At 32.1% G+C, this 16,268-nt stretch carries 16 protein-coding genes and 7 tRNA genes; 14 read left to right on the forward strand and 9 right to left on the reverse strand.

Annotated features, from left to right (window positions below; genetic code table 11):
• The first annotated feature begins 22 nt into the window (after positions 1-22).
• Positions 23-1,057 carry an AI-2E family transporter gene (locus ACJDUH_RS15515; protein WP_406766120.1) on the forward strand — a complete coding sequence of 345 codons (1,035 nt, stop codon included), beginning with the start codon at positions 23-25 and terminating at the stop codon, positions 1,055-1,057.
• 93 nt (positions 1,058-1,150) lie between these two features.
• Here ACJDUH_RS15515 and ACJDUH_RS15520 read toward each other — a convergent pair whose 3' ends face one another.
• Entirely contained in the window at positions 1,151-2,389 is a 1,239-nt protein-coding gene (locus tag ACJDUH_RS15520) for a BaiN/RdsA family NAD(P)/FAD-dependent oxidoreductase (protein ID WP_406766121.1), read from the reverse strand.
• A gap of 181 nt (positions 2,390-2,570) precedes the next feature.
• Between ACJDUH_RS15520 and ACJDUH_RS15525 the strand changes: the two genes are divergently transcribed.
• The 8 genes from ACJDUH_RS15525 to ACJDUH_RS15560 all read left to right on the forward strand — a co-directional run bounded on the left by ACJDUH_RS15525 (position 2,571) and on the right by ACJDUH_RS15560 (position 3,726).
• On the forward strand, positions 2,571-2,951 hold the full coding sequence (locus ACJDUH_RS15525; protein WP_406766122.1) for a CoA-binding protein: 381 nt from the start codon (positions 2,571-2,573) through the stop codon (positions 2,949-2,951).
• A 176-nt stretch (positions 2,952-3,127) separates the two neighbouring features.
• Positions 3,128-3,202 (forward strand) — tRNA-Glu (locus ACJDUH_RS15530).
• Positions 3,203-3,208: 6 nt separating this feature from the next.
• Positions 3,209-3,284 (forward strand) — tRNA-Val (locus ACJDUH_RS15535).
• Positions 3,285-3,304: 20 nt separating this feature from the next.
• Positions 3,305-3,381: transfer RNA gene (locus ACJDUH_RS15540), tRNA-Asp, on the forward strand.
• Positions 3,382-3,386: 5 nt separating this feature from the next.
• Positions 3,387-3,461, forward strand: a tRNA-Thr gene (locus ACJDUH_RS15545).
• A gap of 10 nt (positions 3,462-3,471) precedes the next feature.
• Positions 3,472-3,546 (forward strand) — tRNA-Glu (locus ACJDUH_RS15550).
• A gap of 6 nt (positions 3,547-3,552) precedes the next feature.
• Positions 3,553-3,628: transfer RNA gene (locus tag ACJDUH_RS15555), tRNA-Val, on the forward strand.
• A gap of 21 nt (positions 3,629-3,649) precedes the next feature.
• A tRNA-Asp gene (locus tag ACJDUH_RS15560) sits at positions 3,650-3,726 on the forward strand.
• A gap of 167 nt (positions 3,727-3,893) precedes the next feature.
• Here ACJDUH_RS15560 and ACJDUH_RS15565 read toward each other — a convergent pair.
• Both ACJDUH_RS15565 and ACJDUH_RS15570 read right to left on the reverse strand, forming a co-directional pair.
• Positions 3,894-4,874, reverse strand: coding sequence for an ATP-binding protein (locus ACJDUH_RS15565; protein ID WP_406766123.1), 981 nt, complete (start codon positions 4,872-4,874; stop codon positions 3,894-3,896).
• The gene (locus ACJDUH_RS15570; protein WP_406766208.1) at positions 4,867-5,856 is read right to left on the reverse strand and encodes a DnaD domain protein; all 990 of its coding nucleotides are present in this window, start codon (positions 5,854-5,856) and stop codon (positions 4,867-4,869) included. The genes ACJDUH_RS15565 and ACJDUH_RS15570 overlap by 8 nt, the downstream gene beginning before the upstream one ends.
• A 198-nt stretch (positions 5,857-6,054) precedes the next feature.
• Here ACJDUH_RS15570 and ACJDUH_RS15575 point away from each other — a divergent pair, with 198 nt between their 5' ends.
• A complete protein-coding gene (locus ACJDUH_RS15575; protein WP_406766124.1) occupies positions 6,055-7,251 on the forward strand; it encodes a M23 family metallopeptidase in 1,197 nt (398 codons plus the stop codon).
• A 309-nt stretch (positions 7,252-7,560) separates the two neighbouring features.
• On the opposite strand, the gene ACJDUH_RS15580 is transcribed toward ACJDUH_RS15575, so the two are convergent.
• The 4 genes from ACJDUH_RS15580 to ACJDUH_RS15595 form a co-directional block, all read right to left on the reverse strand.
• Complete coding sequence (locus ACJDUH_RS15580) at positions 7,561-8,076, reverse strand: ferritin (protein ID WP_406766125.1); 516 nt, start codon at positions 8,074-8,076, stop codon at positions 7,561-7,563.
• Positions 8,077-8,220: 144 nt separating this feature from the next.
• Positions 8,221-9,414, reverse strand: a complete 1,194-nt coding sequence (locus ACJDUH_RS15585; protein WP_406766126.1) for a S8 family serine peptidase — start codon at positions 9,412-9,414, stop codon at positions 8,221-8,223.
• 121 nt (positions 9,415-9,535) lie between these two features.
• Positions 9,536-10,189, reverse strand: a complete 654-nt coding sequence (locus ACJDUH_RS15590; protein ID WP_406766127.1) for a DUF1292 domain-containing protein — start codon at positions 10,187-10,189, stop codon at positions 9,536-9,538.
• Positions 10,190-10,197: 8 nt separating this feature from the next.
• A complete protein-coding gene (locus ACJDUH_RS15595; protein ID WP_406766128.1) occupies positions 10,198-10,845 on the reverse strand; it encodes a PspA/IM30 family protein in 648 nt (215 codons plus the stop codon).
• Positions 10,846-11,124: 279 nt separating this feature from the next.
• Between ACJDUH_RS15595 and ACJDUH_RS15600 the strand changes: the two genes are divergently transcribed.
• The 4 genes from ACJDUH_RS15600 to ACJDUH_RS15615 all read left to right on the forward strand — a co-directional run bounded on the left by ACJDUH_RS15600 (position 11,125) and on the right by ACJDUH_RS15615 (position 14,387).
• On the forward strand, positions 11,125-11,391 hold the full coding sequence (locus tag ACJDUH_RS15600) for a hypothetical protein (protein WP_406766129.1): 267 nt from the start codon (positions 11,125-11,127) through the stop codon (positions 11,389-11,391).
• A 488-nt stretch (positions 11,392-11,879) separates the two neighbouring features.
• Complete coding sequence (locus ACJDUH_RS15605; protein ID WP_406766130.1) at positions 11,880-12,476, forward strand: DUF1836 domain-containing protein; 597 nt, start codon at positions 11,880-11,882, stop codon at positions 12,474-12,476.
• A gap of 50 nt (positions 12,477-12,526) precedes the next feature.
• Entirely contained in the window at positions 12,527-13,378 is an 852-nt protein-coding gene (locus ACJDUH_RS15610; RefSeq protein ID WP_406766131.1) for a sulfurtransferase, read from the forward strand.
• 112 nt (positions 13,379-13,490) lie between these two features.
• Positions 13,491-14,387, forward strand: a complete 897-nt coding sequence (locus ACJDUH_RS15615; RefSeq protein WP_406766132.1) for an HD domain-containing protein — start codon at positions 13,491-13,493, stop codon at positions 14,385-14,387.
• A gap of 325 nt (positions 14,388-14,712) precedes the next feature.
• On the opposite strand, the gene ACJDUH_RS15620 is transcribed toward ACJDUH_RS15615, so the two are convergent.
• Both ACJDUH_RS15620 and ACJDUH_RS15625 read right to left on the reverse strand, forming a co-directional pair.
• Complete coding sequence (locus tag ACJDUH_RS15620) at positions 14,713-15,456, reverse strand: ABC transporter permease (protein WP_406766133.1); 744 nt, start codon at positions 15,454-15,456, stop codon at positions 14,713-14,715.
• Positions 15,453-16,205: an ABC transporter ATP-binding protein gene (locus ACJDUH_RS15625; RefSeq protein WP_406766134.1), complete on the reverse strand. Its 753-nt coding sequence runs from the start codon at positions 16,203-16,205 to the stop codon at positions 15,453-15,455. Before ACJDUH_RS15625 ends, ACJDUH_RS15620 begins: the two co-directional genes overlap by 4 nt.
• Positions 16,206-16,268 lie beyond the last annotated feature (63 nt).

A 16,268-nucleotide genomic window follows, 5' to 3' on the forward strand; every position in this document is an offset into this window, starting at 1 on the left:
AATTTGGAAGGATGCGGTGAAGATGGGATTTTTAAAAGAATTATTTCAAAAGGAGATTACTAAGAGAATTTTAGTTCTCATAACCTTTATAATATTTTTATATTTTTTAAGAGGATTAATAAATACTTTTTTATTAACCTTTCTTTTCATATATTTTATTTATAGTACGGAGAATGCAATTACAAAAAGAATTGGGAAGTTTGTGCACTTAAGTAATACTTTATTTACTTTGATTATTTTTCTTTTGATGGCAACTTTAATAACTTTTTTCATATATAAATATATTCCTGTAGTTATAAATCAAATTATAATTATTATAAATCAGATGACATTGGAAATGTCTGAGTTTGATTTCAAATCAAGTATACATATACCCAGGTACTTATTGCCAATATATGAGCAGGTATATGCCCAAATTGATTTTAAAAACATAACCAAAGGTGGAGTTGACTTCTTACTTCAATCTGCAAAAAATATAGGTACTTGGAGCGTAAATATATTTTTATCTTTAATGTTAAGCATGTTCTTTATGCTTGAAAAAAACAAAGTTTCAGAATTTATGAGACGATTTAAGGACAGCAGGGTTTCCGGTTTCTACAGATACCTACATGATTTTGGAGTTAACTTTCTGAATTCCTTTGGAAAGGTTATACAAGCCCAGATTATAATTGCGTTTATAAACTCCTGCTTATCCATGATAGGGCTTAGCATATTAGGATTTAGACAGATTTTAGGCCTTGGAGTTATGGTTTTCTTTTTCAGCTTAGTACCTGTTGCAGGAACAATAGCCTCTTTAGTCCCCCTTACCATAATAGCTTATAGATATGGCGGACTTTTAAAAATATTTTACGTACTAATACTTATAGCTGCGTTACATGCTCTAGAAAGCTATGTATTAAATCCAAAGTTAATGGCATCTAAAACTGACCTGCCTGTATTTATTATATTTATAGTTTTAATTATCTCTGAGCATTTTATGGGGGTATGGGGTCTTTTAATCGGTATTCCTTTATTTATGTTCTTTTTAGATTTATTAAATGTGAAAGAAAATAAATAAACAGCACTAAGTCATTTTAAATGGGGAATAAAGAACATTTAACTAAATAAAAGAAGGAGGTTTTTCCACAAGAAAACCTCCTTAATTCGTTATTTATTTTAAACTTTGATTAATTCCATTAGCTGCCGTGTTGGCTGAACTCCATGCCCATTGTAGGTTGAATCCACCACAGTCTCCATCAACATCCAGTACCTCACCAGCAAAATAAAGATTTGGAACTATAAGTGACTCCATTGTGTGAGGATTAATTTCTTTAGTGTTAATACCACCAGCTGTAACCTGAGCATTTGAGAAGCTATTAGTATCATAAACCGTAAATTTCCAAGCCTTTAATAAAGAATATAAACTTTGCCTTTCACTATATTCTAAATCTGAGCAAGGTTTATGAATATCATAGATTCCGGCTTCTTTTAATATAATAGGAATCATTTTTTTGTTTATTATACCTATCAATGAGTCATAAATACTTCTATAATTAAATACAGCAAAGTGAGAGTCTAAAAAATCTACTAAAGCATCCATATTCATGGTGTACATGATATCTACTTTAACTTCTACAGAATTTCCATTGGAGAGGAAATAGGAAGCATATCGGCTTAATTGAAGTATGGGTGGTCCTGAAATGCCGTAATCTGTGAATAAGATCTCTCCAAATTCTTTTCTTTTTAATTCTCCATTAACATATATTTCTGCAATCCCAATAAACTTTACTCCAGCTAAGGCTTTTAGATTTTTGTATTCTAGCTTTAGCTGCACTAGTGAAGGGATTGGATTTACTATACTATGACCTAGAGCTTTTGCTAAGTTATAGCCTAAGCCGTCTGAACCTGTATTTGGCGCAGACTTACCACCACAGCATAAAATAACTTTTTCAGCTTCAAAAGCATCCAGATTTTTTGTTTCTATTTTAAAATGCTTATTTAAAACAGTTATTTTGTTTACCTTTGCATTAAGATATAAAGGTATATTTCTATCTTCAAGGGCCAGCCTTAGAATGTCTATTACAGAAGATGCCTGAAGAGACATTGGGAATATCTTACCTTCTTCAAGGGTAACTAAGGGCAGACCAATAGAAGAAAAAAAATCAATGGTATCATTAACTGAAAAATTGTTTAAACTTTGAGCATAAAAACCAGCATTTTCACTATGATATCTAGATTCTTCTATGTGTTTATTACTAATATTGCATCTTCCATTTCCAGTAGTTAATAGCTTCTTTGCAATTCTATCATTGCCTTCAACAATAGCTGCATCAATTCCCATATCCTTAAGCTGCAACGCTGCCATTATTCCTGCAGCACCGCCACCTATAATAATAACTTTATGCTTCAAAATAATCTCCCTTTCAGAGTTAGTCTATTATCTTTATATTTTAACCTAAAATCATGATTTTGAATATATTAACAAAATATTTCATATTAGAAGTTTCTATAATTTAAATACAAAGGGTATAGCTATATATTTTATTTTAGTACATAATATAATAATAAATCTAAATAAGGGAGTTGTTAGAATGCAGGCACAGGAATTGTTAAACTATAAAAATTGGGTAGTAGTTGGTGATGTTTTAAATAGCAGTAAATATGCAAGCAGAATATTAAGCTCACTTAAAAATGAAGGCTTTAATGTAGAAGGAATTAATCCAAGAGATACAACAGGAGGTATTTATAAAAGTTTAAAAGAAGTGAATTATGTAATTGATGTTGTAGATCTTTGCATTAATCCAGTTTCAGGTTTAAAGATATTAGAGGAAGTAAAAAATCTCGGAATAGATAAAGTATTAATTCAGCCCGGTGCAGAAAGTGCGGACATAAAAGAATACTGTAAAATCAATGGAATTACTGCAATAGAAGGCTGCGCTTTAGTAGAATTGTCTTTTTATAAAAGGAAATAGTGATATAAGTGATTTAGGTAGCATTATTGAGCTATAACGAGTAAGAAGAAGCTTGAAGGAACAGGTAAAATATAACAGTTAATTAATGAAAAATATATTTAAAAATTAGTTGACATGGAAGTAAATTTTATGTATTATAGTCTATGTCGGGTCGCTAAGGCGGCAAGATAGAATTTGGCTCATTGGTCAAGCGGTCAAGACACCACCCTTTCACGGTGGTAACAGGGGTTCGATTCCCCTATGAGTCACCAATAAGTGGGCGCATAGCTCAGCTGGGAGAGCATCTGCCTTACAAGCAGAGGGTCACAGGTTCGAGCCCTGTTGTGCCCACCACTTAATTAATTACTAAATATGGCCCAGTGGCTCAGTTGGTTAGAGTGCCGGCCTGTCACGCCGGAGGTCGAGGGTTCGAGCCCCTTCTGGGTCGCCATTTTTGCTGGCATGGCTCAACGGTAGAGCAGCTGACTTGTAATCAGCAGGTTGTAGGTTCGATTCCTATTGCCAGCTCCATTTTTAATTTGGCTCATTGGTCAAGCGGTCAAGACACCACCCTTTCACGGTGGTAACAGGGGTTCGATTCCCCTATGAGTCACCAATAAGTGGGCGCATAGCTCAGCTGGGAGAGCATCTGCCTTACAAGCAGAGGGTCACAGGTTCGAGCCCTGTTGTGCCCACCACTTAATTAATTAATAAAATATGGCCCAGTGGCTCAGTTGGTTAGAGTGCCGGCCTGTCACGCCGGAGGTCGAGGGTTCGAGCCCCTTCTGGGTCGCCAGAAAAATCCTAAGCTATAAGCTTAGGATTTTTTCAATTACTCTCATTTATTAAATAAATTATTTTCAAATTACTAAGATCAATTAATAACACTAAAAATCAATAAATATTAATTTTAAATTTAAGTAAAAAGATGTGGCAGGAGATATGTCCCCATGCCACATTTTTTTACTTAGCCTTATTTAAGTTCTTTTTTATTCTTATATCATCACCAAAGAATTTATAGAGACCAAAGTTTCCAAGAAGCCTGGAACTTATCCTTTCTGAATAAATCTGAAGTAGTTCTTCTAGTGTACAATTAGTGGAAACAATCATATTTTTACCCTTTAATAGCTTTTTATTTAATAAATTAAATAATTCTGTTTTTGAAAAATCAGTAATTTGTTCAGTCCCAAGGTCATCAATTATGAGTAAGTCGCAATTTATTATAAGTTCCTCAAGTGCTTCATCTCCATCAAAGCGAATATGCTTTAGATTTTGAATGAGACTGTCAGCTGTTCTGTAGACAACAAGATAACCTTTATCTAGAAGTTCCTTTGCAATACAATTTGATAAAAATGTTTTTCCAGTACCTGAATTTCCGTAGAACAACATATTTTCATTATTAGTGCCAAAGGTTCTAATGAAATTCATAGAACGGGTAAATACTTTCTCCATGTTCTTTCTTGGACTTTCGTGTTCATTTTCATTTTTTCTTGTAGAATAATAATCAACCTTAAAATTATCAAAATTATTATCCTTAGTGAGAATATTTAATTCAGAATTCTTATAATATATTTTTACTAAGTTTTGTTTATAACAAGTACACTTTTGATTCCCAATAAAGCCTGTATCTTTACATTTTTCACACCTGTAATGCAAATCTAAATAGTTAATAGGGTAACCATTTTTATTAAGAAGCTCAGATTTTTTAATTCTTAAATCAGTTATTTTTTCCTTTAACATAGCAAGATATTGGTCTCGATTTTGAATATCCTTGAAGGAGCTTATAGTAAGTTCTACGCAAAGCTTACCAATTTCACGTTCAAGCTCTATTACAAGGGGAAGCTTTTTTTCTATTTCCTGCTTTCTTGAAGCTAGATTTCTAGCTTCTTCTTCTCTTATATTCTCATAAATTGTTAGTATTTCAGCTTGATAACCATTAATCATTGCTATCCTCCCAGCCTAGAAGCTTCTTTTCCAATTCGTCAAAGTTATAAGTTCGTTGTTCAAAGTTGTTAAAGGTACTATTATTATTTTGCTTACTATGAACATTATTTTTCTTAGGAGAATGTGTTTTTATATCTTTTTTTGCTACATCTTCTAGGGAAGTAATACCATCCTTAAACCAACTGGTAAGTATGCCATCAATATACTTAAACTCAGCTTTGTTGATCCTTTCAAAGCAAATATCGCAGGCTTTATATATTACTTCAAGAGGAAATTTATAAGTATTTATCCATTTATCAAGCATATCCTCTTGAGGCTTCATTACCTCTCCATCTTTTATACCAAGATAATTAAGTATCTTTCGAATTTTTATCCATTTATCTTCATGTCTTTTTATATATGCTTGAGCATCTTCTATTGTTATTATTTTAGAATCAAACCAGCCAATGGCGATTTTTTCTATATACCTATAGTCCGTTTTTCCTTTAGAAACACAATATTGAATAAGCAGCAAAATTAGCTCTTGAGGAAAATTATATTCTTTCTGCCATCCGATATAAAGGCTCATTTCTTTAGGAGAAAGAGGCCGTCCCAAAAGTTTTTCAATGTCTTGAAGCATACCCTTAGTTGAGTTGTTGTTTAATTCCTGAAGTAAGTTTATATTATCATCACTAGCATTAGTTCTTTCGCTTAAATCCGTGAATTGAATATTAAAGTTTCCCATGTTATCAATGGGCATCATTTTTATGACACCTTCATCATTCCAATAATTCCATGCATTTAACACATCGGTTTCCAATAGGTGCAGTGTACTTGCAAGAATCGAGGAACTAACTCCAATTTCACCTGTTATGCAATATTTTAAACCTAATAGATAAACCTTAACAAAGTCTCCTCTAGCTTTCGTCATGTAATTATCTATAAAAATGTTGCTGACAGGTGTAAAATTTTGAGCTTTACTTTTAAACATAAAAGTGCTCATTTCACCGCAACCTTTCTTATTAATTTTATACAACATCTTGTATTGTATCAATTTATTATAACAAAATACAGGCAGTTACTCAACATATCAAAGATGTGAACAATAAGTTAAATTTATTGTATTAAAGCACTATTTACAAATTTAATTATAATTATGGAAATATTGGGCATATTATCTAAGGTGAAAGGAGAGATAACCTTGAGTCATTGTATAATCAGTAGAAAAGCCATAAGCATTATGGTTCTTTCAGCAACTTTATGCATATCCAGCATATTGTACAGTGTTAATGAACCTAACGCCTATGAAATATGTATAGATAAGAAGGTAATAGCCTATATAAATAATGATAAAAAGAATTTCGATTTAGTAAATAATATAGTAGAAGAACTATCAAGTAGATTTTCTACTTTAAAGCTTAAGAATTCCCTAACAATAAATACTGTAAAAATAAATGAAGAGTTAGTAATAGATGGCTCATTTATAAAAAAATCAATAGTTGACAATTCAGGTATGTTAATAGATGCCTATGCAATGATGGCAGATGGAAGAGAATTTGCAATTGTTGCAAGTGAAGATGAAGGAAGAAAAATATTAGAAAATGTTAAAAACAATTATATTACTAAAAGTGGTTTGGAAGTTAAAAATTGTGACTTAAAAACAAATATTAAATATGTTAAGAAAAGAGTGCTTATGTCTCAAGTAGACGACATAGCTATTGTAGTAAATAGAATAGAAGCAGTAAATGAAAAAGCACAGAGTCAGTTAGTTGCTTTTACACTCAAAGGTATAAAGGAAAGCAGTGAGGTTATATCACCAACAATTGTTATTAAGTGGTCAGAGGATATGACCGTAGGACAGAGCAAGCTTATAGATAATGGAAAGGAAGGTAAGTTGGCGGTAACAACGGAAATACAAATGATAAATGGTAAAGTATTAAATACAAGGGTTACCAGCGAGAAAACTATTATCCAGCCTAAAAACAAGGTAGTATTGCAGGGTAGTAAAAGCCCAGGAGCTGTGGCTACAGGTATATTTTTTACTCCTTCTAGAGGCACTATATCCTCAGGCTTTGGAATGCGTTGGGGAAAAATGCACGAAGGCTTGGACATTGCAGCTAATATGGGAGATCCCATTTATGCTGCCCTAGATGGGAAAGTAATTTATGCAGGATGGGAAACTGGCTATGGAAATGTTATAAAGCTTCAGCATGATAATGGGCTTATTACTATATATGGTCATTGCAGCAGACTTGATGTTACGGTTGGGCAGAATGTTAATAAGGGAGATAAAATAGCCTTAGTGGGAAGCACAGGAAACAGCACAGGACCTCATTTACATTTTGAAGTAAGAGTAAATGGGGTGGCTCAAAATCCAGTTGCTTTTTTGAGCAAATAAATACCAGAACTATTGACCTAACAATTAAAAATCACAATTTTTAAAAAGGAAAATTAAAAAACATATTTATACAATATCAATATGAAATTTAGCGAAAATATATAAAATATGTGGAATGAGCATAAAGCGAGAATTAGAAGTTCCTTGTGAAAGAATAGCCACAAAGCCTTAGTGTTGTTCGTCTGTTTGAACGAAGTGAGTTTGACGAAAACACTTGGTTTTGTGGCTATTCTGAGCTTGGAACTTCTTTCGTAGCGATCAGCTCATGTAGCATATTTTATATATTGTAGCTATTTTTTATATTATGATTTACACTGCTGTGTTAGTTGGTGGTATAAACACTCTTGCAGCTAATTCTGTATCAAGCATATATAAGGCTGCGCTATCACTACCTATACGCTCAAGCTTTTTAATTACTGTGTTTACAGTAGACTCTTCTTCTACCTGTTCATCTATAAACCATTTTAAAAAGCTCATAGTAGCGTGGTTTCTTTCTTCTGCAGCAGCATCTGCTATAGTATATATATTTCTAGTGTTTGATTTTTCATGCTCAAGAGCAGCTTTAAAAGCTTCAAGAATTGAGCCATAGTCATTTCTTGGTTCTGGATTATTACTTATTCTTACTCTAGCATCCATATCCACTAGATAGTCGAAAAATTTCATTGCATGAAATCTTTCCTCTTCTGCTTGAACTCTAAAGAAATTAGCAAAGCCATCTAAGTCTTGATCTGCGCAGTAAGCGGACATTGCTAAGTACACATGTTCTGAAAAGAATTCATAATTTATCTGGTTGTTTATTAATTTTGTAAGTTTTTCGCTAAACATCATATTTCCTCCTAAGTATTTAATTTTTTATTTTATAAATGTAATTTGGCATTATTTATTATATTTATAATACTATAGTATAGCCAATTTTTAAATATAAATAAAAATAATTTTCAGATTATTAATATTTCCTAATAATAGTAATTAAATAAACAATTTACCTATGTCTAGTAATCCTGATCCCTGACACCATTTGCTTACATCTACTTCCTTGCAGGACACCTTTAATAAGGAGCGGATATCCTTAAAGGAAAGGGCAGGGTTACTTTCTAAGAGTAAGGCACATGCTCCACAGATATAGGCTGCTGCACATGAAGTTCCTGAATAGGTAACATAGGGATTATCTAAAGGCGGAGCATAGATTTTTAATCCATTTCTTTCGGAGGTGAAAGCTTTATTAGTATTAAGGGAACAAATATCTACACAGGCTGCCGATAAATCTGGCTTCTCTAGTTTTGAAAAAGGACCTATGGAGGAGTGAATATAAGGCTTTGGACTAGCAGTAGTATCTAAACCAGAAACTGTAATGCAATTAGGTAAAGTAGCAATTCCTCTAATAGTACCTTCCTTTGGACCATTGTTTCCACTTGGAACTACAACAGCTATGTTATTTTTAACAGCTAAATCAAATAATTTATTAAAGAGAGTCAGAATAAATTGATTATAATCTAACACTTCAAATGGAAGACAAAGAATTCTTATATTGAATTCCTCCCTTTCGCTCATAATAAGATCTATTGCATATAAGACATCTGATATATATCCCCTTCCAATGCTGTTGAAGGCCTTAATTGAATAAATATGGCTGTCTTCTGCTATGCCTCTGTACATTCCTTTTGAAGAATAACCGCTTCCGCAAATTATTCCACTTAACAAGGTACCATGTCCATTGTCGTCATAGGGATATTTAATATTATTAATAACATCGAAAAATTTTTTAACCTTGTGATTAGGGTGAATAAGATCATTATGAGGATATGTTCCGGTATCTATAAGTCCAATACCAACACCTTTTCCTGTAAACTTATACTTCTCGCGAGAACTTATACCATTTGCATTTAAAACGCTGCTGCCACACAAAATGGCCGTGGTATCAAAGGATATATGGGATACCTCCGGGTACTCTAGCAATCTTTCAATACTCCCTGCGGATAAATATGCACTTATACAGTTTAAAGAGGGAATTGAATGTATTAGTTCAGCCTTAAAAGATTTTATCTTCTTCTCTATATTTTCTCTAAGGGTTTTACATTGAATTATTACTCTATAGTGCTTATAGTAATTATTAGATACAGCAATTTTTAAACTAGGATCTAATTTGTTTTTTAAAGAGAACAAATGAAGCCTCCTGAAAAAATGGTTCCATTATATATTATGTTTGTTTTATAATATTGATACAAATTATAAAACAAAAGGTTTTGCCATTAGGCAAAACCAATTTTTTAATTATTAAACATAGTTATTGCTCCACACTCTGATAAGTGGAAACAATGAAATCAAATTCATCCCCATCTGTAATCTCTCCATAGCTGTCCTCCGAGATACCAGGGAAATAATAAAGTATAAATTTTTCCTCTGTTCTTAGATTCCTTATTATAATATATTTTTGATCCTTTGCTATATTTTGAAGTGTAGCTAGTACATTAAATCTATCAACATCGCCAGTTTTATCATTGTTTAAAGTTAAAATCCAGTTATCGTGGAAGGTGACATTTATTTTTTCATGATCGCAAAATACTATTCTTGAATTTTCACGACAGCCAAGACAACCGTCAAATTTGTCCTCGGTGCAGTTTCTATAAACACATTCACTGCAGTGTTCTAGCTGATTTAAGCTTTCAGCATTATCATGCTTATAAGAATTTAAAAGGTCAATATATTTGTCATCATTAAAGAAACTAAGAAAACCACCTTTTTTGTGTACCTCTCCTTCAGATGTTTCTATAAGATCAATATATTTTTTAAGAACAGGAAGTTTGGTTACATATTTTCTTTTATTAAGCTCACCATTTTCTAAAAATGGAGAAACATTGTCTACAGCGTAGGTAAGGTCCACATAGACCTTACCATAACGCTCTCTTTCATGTTTTAGGAAATCTTCAGCTCTTCCCATGTAATCACCTATTGTTTATATTTTTTTAGTTCTTCGTCAAGATCTACTTCATTAAGCTCTTTAAATTCATCTTCAAGAGATGTATCTGTCTTTAATTCTCCAAGACCTTCAGCATAAGCTTCCTTCTTTTGAATCTTTCTTTCAATATCATCTACACTAATTTTATTGCTCTTAGTTTCTACATTTGCAAGTATCTCATTTACTTTACCGCTAGCCTCTGCATTATTATATCTTGCTGCAGCTTCATCTCTATACCTTCTTGTCTTTTCGATTTCTTCCTCTAGTTCTTTAAGCTTTGCTTTTACAGAATCTGCTTTTTGACGAGCATCTTCATAGCTAGCCTTTAAGCCTCCATAACTCTTATCAGCTTCAAGTTTTTTTGCAAGAGCTTTTTTAGCTAATTCTTCATTACCCTTACTCATAGCTAGCTTAACTTTTTCGTCAAAATCCTTAGATTCTTTTTCTGCTGCCTCCATCTTCTTTTCAATTTCATGAACATTACCAAGAATTTGAGCAGATGAAAGCTTTGCATTGTTTAAGCTTTCTTCCATATCTCTTACCTTCTGATCAAGTAGTTCAATTGGATTCTCCATATCGTCAATTGCGTTGTTTACCTTTGCTCTAAAGATGTTGGACATTCTTCCGAATACTCCCATTTTAATAATCCTCCTCAAAATTTTAATAAATAATTTGTACTTACTCACATTTTGTTAGTAAGTTTATTGTAAAAGTCCATTTTGGACTAGTACCTTCTTCTTGAATTTCTTATTATCTTATATATAACAACTATTACAATTATTAATAATATAAGCCTAATAATACTGCTGAAAATATTACCTATAGCCTGAATTGGGCTATAGTATCCTCCATAATAGGAACCAAGGCTGTGTGATCCCCATGGAATAGGAATTGGTATTGGTAAAATACTTCTTTTGGTGCCGCTTGAGCTGGAAGAACCTCCTGTGTTTCCTGAAGAACTCTTTGGAGCAGTGCTAAAGCCTCCTGATTTAAAGCCTCCAGAAGATGATTTGGAAGAACTAGAGCTGCTAGAAGATGACTTGCTAGAGCTAGAGCTTCCAGGAAAGGACTTTGGAGTGCTAAAGCCACCGGATTTAAAGCCTCCAGAAGAAGATTTAGAGCTGCTAAAGCTGCTGGAAGATTTAAAACCTCCTGATTTACCTGCGGCATATACGGTGCTATAATGCCTATCCCCTTTAAAGTTATTTAAGAATGCAGGTGATAAAACATCAACTGATATAAAGAGAATAGCCAAAATAATACTGAACAATATTCTATTTTTTTTATTAATTTCCTTCACCCCCACGAAAAAGTAATATAATGTAATTATACAGCTTTTTGAATAAACTTCATATTCAATGTTTATTCCTTGTGTATTTGATTATGATTAAATTTGTTTCAGATAACTTATGTTTTTATTATAGGTTATATAATACCATATTACAAGTATAATAATAACCTGTATAATCCATATTAAAACCATTTAATTTGTTTGTTCAATTGTATCTTAATATATCTCCAATTATCTCCTATTTTCTTTAAATTTAAAAATAATTTCTTATAAAATATAACTTGTAATGGGTTTATCAATAACTTATAATATAAGTAAGAGAATTAATAAAGTAACTTTTAATTATTTATTATATAAATATAATATGGAGGAGGAGTAATAATGGAGGATAGCAGTAAATATGGAATAGATTTTATAAAGAAAATGGCTGCTGAAATCTCAAGTAACACAATAGTATCCTACGATGATTTGCCGAGGTATGATTTATTTTTATCACAGGTAATAGATTTTCTGAATGATAAATTCGAGGATGAAAAATACACCACTAATATTGTACAAAATTATATAAAGGGAGAAGTTATATCAAAGCCTGAAGACGGAAAGAAAAGGGGCTATACAAAGGATCATCTGGCACAACTTTTATTATTAAGTTATATGAGACCAATTCTTACAACTGAAGAAATAAAAAAAGTTTTCAAGTTAGCTTTTAATAATATTAATAGTAATAGTGATGATATTATTTCTTGGAAAATGGCCTATAAGGTTTTTTCAAACCTTCAAGAAGAGATGTTTCAAAACTTTCTTAAGGAAGACCATTTTAAAGAAGATATAATTAATGATTTAATTAGTGACAGTGAACTTAGGGAAGAGGATAAGGAAAGAATAGGAGTCTTTTTAATAGTCATGACTTTAATCGCTGAGGCTAGTGCAATTAAAAAACTAGCTAAGAAAATAATTGATGAATATAATCAAGAATAATTTAATATCTGAATGTGTAAAATTAATTTTTAAAGTGAAATTAAACTTATATGAAAGGTAAGAATATGAGTAATTTTGTTACACCGAAATGGCTTTATGAACATCTTAAAAATAATGACCTAGTTATAGCAGACTGTAGAGCAGATTTATTTGATAAGGATTATGGCAGAAGAGTCTATGATGAAGGGCACATTGAAGGAGCACAATTTATAGAGGTAAAAAAAGATTTAGCAGGAGAAATTAAGGAGCATGGAGGCAGAAGCCCTATGCCTTTACTTAAGGTATTTAAAGAAAAACTTGAGGCTATAGGAATAGATAAGAGCAAAATAGTGGTTGCCTATGATGAGGCGGATCTTGCAGGTGCAGAAAGATTTTGGTGGATGTTAAAGTATATAGGCCATGATAAGGTATATGTTTTAAACGGTGGAATAAGGGCTTGGCAAAGAGAGACTTATCCGTTAACTACGAAAGTCAGGAAAAATGAAAAAGGTAAAATTGAATTAAAACTTGATAAAAGCCTAATTACAAATATAAGTGAAGTTAAGGATAATATGAGCAAAGAAGGCTTTGTTATAGTTGATTCTAGGGCAAAAGAAAGATATAAGGGAGATATTGAACCAATAGATAAAAAGGCAGGACATATTCCTGGAGCCGTGAATTATCATTGGAAGGATGTATTAAAAGAAAATGGTGAATTTAGATCAAAAGAAGAATTAGAAGTTCATTTTAGAATGCTTAAGGTATATAAGAATATTACTTTGCAATGCGGTTCAGGCATAGATGCCTGCGGTAACTTCATAGCAATGAGTGAAATAAATATGAAGCCTAAGCTCTATGTGGGCAGCTGGAGTGATTGGGTAAGCTATGATAATAACCCAATAGCAGTAGGAGAAAAACCGTGAGCTAGATTTCATATTTCTTATTAATAAAATTTATTTCGAATTTGGATAGAATCTTTAACAGTGTGAAAAATAATATGGAGGTGTATAAGTTTTAAGAGGAAGGTGGAAAAAGATGAAATCTGCATTTGTTAAGGATCTTAAGAATAAAGAAATTATAGATGGTACTTTTATGATAATGAAGATTCTTTCTAAAGAAGGGAAGAACTTAACTGTCTACATTGGAGATAAGACTGGGGATTTAAAGGCACGTATTACAGAAGCCGATGACAATCTAAAGGTTGGAGATGTTATTAATATAAGGGGTAACAATAACTTTGAACTACTGGTAACCAAATATAAAAGAGAAAGCAGATTTAATTTAAATGATTTTTTACCTTGCTTAAGTAAGCCACTTGAAGAAATATTAAATGAGTTGGATAAAATCTCCGAGGAGGAATTTAAAACAACGGAATGCAAGGCCTTAAATAATTATTTCTTTAATAATCAAACTTTTGTAGAAAGGTTTAAAAGAGGAATAGGTGGACTTAATCAGCATCATAATTATATAGGAGGTCTAGCAGAACATACCCTGAATGTAATGTACATGGCTAAGACAATTGCCTATAGATATGACTGCAGATATAAGGACCTAGCAATTCTTTCTGCAAAGCTTCATGATATAGGAAAAATTGAAGAATATAACGTAGATGGACCTTTTTCTGTTTCTATGAGAGGCGAAATGGAAGGACATATAGTTATAGGAATAACTATGTTGGAGGAAGCTTTTAAAGCCGGAGGGGATATTTATAGTGAAGATTTTAAAAATAGGGTAAAAGGCTGTATAGTTCAGCATCATGGTAAAGTGGAATTTGGATCGCCGAAAACTCCAAATACGGAGGAAGCCTTTATTGTCCATTATGCTGATTTTGTAGATGCAACCTTTAATAAATTAGGCCAGGTAAAGGATAAAACCGAACTAGATGCTTGGTCTGACTATGATAGAAGAATAGGGGCTAGATTGCTGCATTAGTTAAGAATTAACTAAATTCTGTTTTCAGTATAAATGTATATATTATTTTCAATAGCAATTATAAGAAAATTCAAAAAAAACCTAAAAAAACTATAAATATTCATAAAAATGACTGGTTAACCAATAAGTTACTGTTAATTAACAAATTCTTCACAATATCATGATATTATTATATTAAGAAGTTAGATCCCCCTTAGAGATAATTTCTAAACGTAAAGGTGTTAGACTATGTGTACTAACACCTATTTTTTTATTTTAAAATATAGAAAATGCTATAATATTATGTAATTTCATCTCTGGGGTTAGTAAGATAACTTAATAAGTTTTAAGCTTTCCATTTACATATTACCTCTTCGAGTATATCAATTAAAATAAACAAAGAGAAACCGAGGAGGCTTATTACAAGTATCCCAGCATACATGCTTATGTAATCAATTCTAGTCCAAGCATCAAGTATATAATAACCAATTCCATATTGTGTTCCATAGCCTTCAGCAAAAAATAAAATTGAAAGAGCTGTACCTACGGATAATCTTAAGTTAGTCAATAATTCTGGCATAATAGCAGGGAGAGTTATGTTTGTAAAAATCTGAAGCCTAGAAGCACCCAGACTTTTTATAGGGTTATAGGTTTCCTCTGGAATATTTATTACTGCATCTCTAACTGCAACAATAATTTGAAATATCAATATTAATACTATAAGAATTACCTTGGAGGAATCTCCAAGACCAAATAATAACATTACAACTGGCAGCAAAGCTGTTTTAGGTATAGGATAAGTAAAATAGACTAAAGGATTTAATATTTTATTCCAAAACTTAGAATAAGCCATAATCAGGCCTATGGCAACTCCCAGCACCAGAGAAATAATAAGTCCAAAGGATACTCTATAAAGGCTTACTAAAACATGCAGGTACAATTTTTCATCATATAGATTAGTTAAATTAAAATATATGTCAGTAGGTTTTGGAAGTACTCTCATATTAATTACTACAGCAAGAATATACCATAAGATATTAAATAGTATAAAGCCCTCTATAAAAAGCTTAATTTTCTTTTTTACCTTCATATTTTCCATCCTTTTTTAATTATGCTTCTTATATGTGAAGATAATTTAAGATATTCTTCCTTTTCTCGCAGGTTTTCAGTATTAAAGAGGGAATTATCAATTATCTCTACTATAGTACCTGGGCAGTGGGATAATATTACGATTTTTTTCCCCATGTATATGGCTTCTTCAATGCTGTGAGTAACAAATACTGTAGTGGTCTTATACTTATTCCAAATTTCAATAAAAAGTTCCTGTGCTTCCTCTCGTGTAAGAGCATCTAGTGCTGAAAATGGTTCATCCATTAAGAGTAAATCTGAATTCATAATAAAGGCTCTGGCTATAGCCACCCTTTGCCTTTGACCACCGCTTAATTCCTTTGGATATCTATCCATTAAAGAATCTATATTTAATTTGGAAAGAATATACTTAATTCTTTCCTTCATTTCCTTATCTATAGTTCTTCCCTTGATTTTTATAGAAAGAAGACAGTTCTTTTCAACGTTCTTCCAGGGAAGGAGTCCAAAGTTTTGAGGTATAAATCCAATGTTATGTATCTTTGGATTTATACCTTCATTATTAATAAGAATATTGCCTTCATAATTTTTTAGAATTCCACTTAGGGCATTTAGAAAAGTGGATTTACCGCAGCCTGAAGGACCTATTACAGCATAAATATCTCCAGAAGAAATATTTATGCTTATAGGCCCAAGTGCGTTTACCTCTTTTTTTGCACTGTAGCTCACAGAAAGCTTATCTACCTCTACCATGAAAAGGTCCTCCTTGTATTCCTCTCCTGCACATGAGGATTATTAATCCTCATGCCTCCCGTA

It is taken from the genome of Candidatus Clostridium radicumherbarum (genome assembly GCF_045310525.1).
GTDB classification, from domain to species: domain Bacteria; phylum Bacillota; class Clostridia; order Clostridiales; family Clostridiaceae; genus Clostridium_AT; species Clostridium_AT radicumherbarum.

Bases quoted from the DNA above. Each gene is read 5' to 3' on its own strand.
- ACJDUH_RS15515 (WP_406766120.1), top strand. From the start codon at position 23: ATGGGATTTTTAAAAGAATTATTTCAAAAGGAGATTACTAAGAGAATT.
- ACJDUH_RS15525 (WP_406766122.1), top strand. From the start codon at position 2,571: ATGCAGGCACAGGAATTGTTAAACTATAAAAATTGGGTAGTAGTTGGT.
- ACJDUH_RS15565 (WP_406766123.1), bottom strand. From the start codon at position 4,874: ATGATTAATGGTTATCAAGCTGAAATACTAACAATTTATGAGAATATA.
- ACJDUH_RS15570 (WP_406766208.1), bottom strand. From the start codon at position 5,856: ATGAGCACTTTTATGTTTAAAAGTAAAGCTCAAAATTTTACACCTGTC.
- ACJDUH_RS15580 (WP_406766125.1), bottom strand. From the start codon at position 8,076: ATGTTTAGCGAAAAACTTACAAAATTAATAAACAACCAGATAAATTAT.
- ACJDUH_RS15590 (WP_406766127.1), bottom strand. From the start codon at position 10,189: ATGGGAAGAGCTGAAGATTTCCTAAAACATGAAAGAGAGCGTTATGGT.
- ACJDUH_RS15595 (WP_406766128.1), bottom strand. From the start codon at position 10,845: ATGGGAGTATTCGGAAGAATGTCCAACATCTTTAGAGCAAAGGTAAAC.
- ACJDUH_RS15605 (WP_406766130.1), top strand. From the start codon at position 11,880: ATGGAGGATAGCAGTAAATATGGAATAGATTTTATAAAGAAAATGGCT.
- ACJDUH_RS15610 (WP_406766131.1), top strand. From the start codon at position 12,527: ATGAAAGGTAAGAATATGAGTAATTTTGTTACACCGAAATGGCTTTAT.
- ACJDUH_RS15615 (WP_406766132.1), top strand. From the start codon at position 13,491: ATGAAATCTGCATTTGTTAAGGATCTTAAGAATAAAGAAATTATAGAT.
- ACJDUH_RS15620 (WP_406766133.1), bottom strand. From the start codon at position 15,456: ATGAAGGTAAAAAAGAAAATTAAGCTTTTTATAGAGGGCTTTATACTA.
- ACJDUH_RS15625 (WP_406766134.1), bottom strand. From the start codon at position 16,205: ATGGTAGAGGTAGATAAGCTTTCTGTGAGCTACAGTGCAAAAAAAGAG.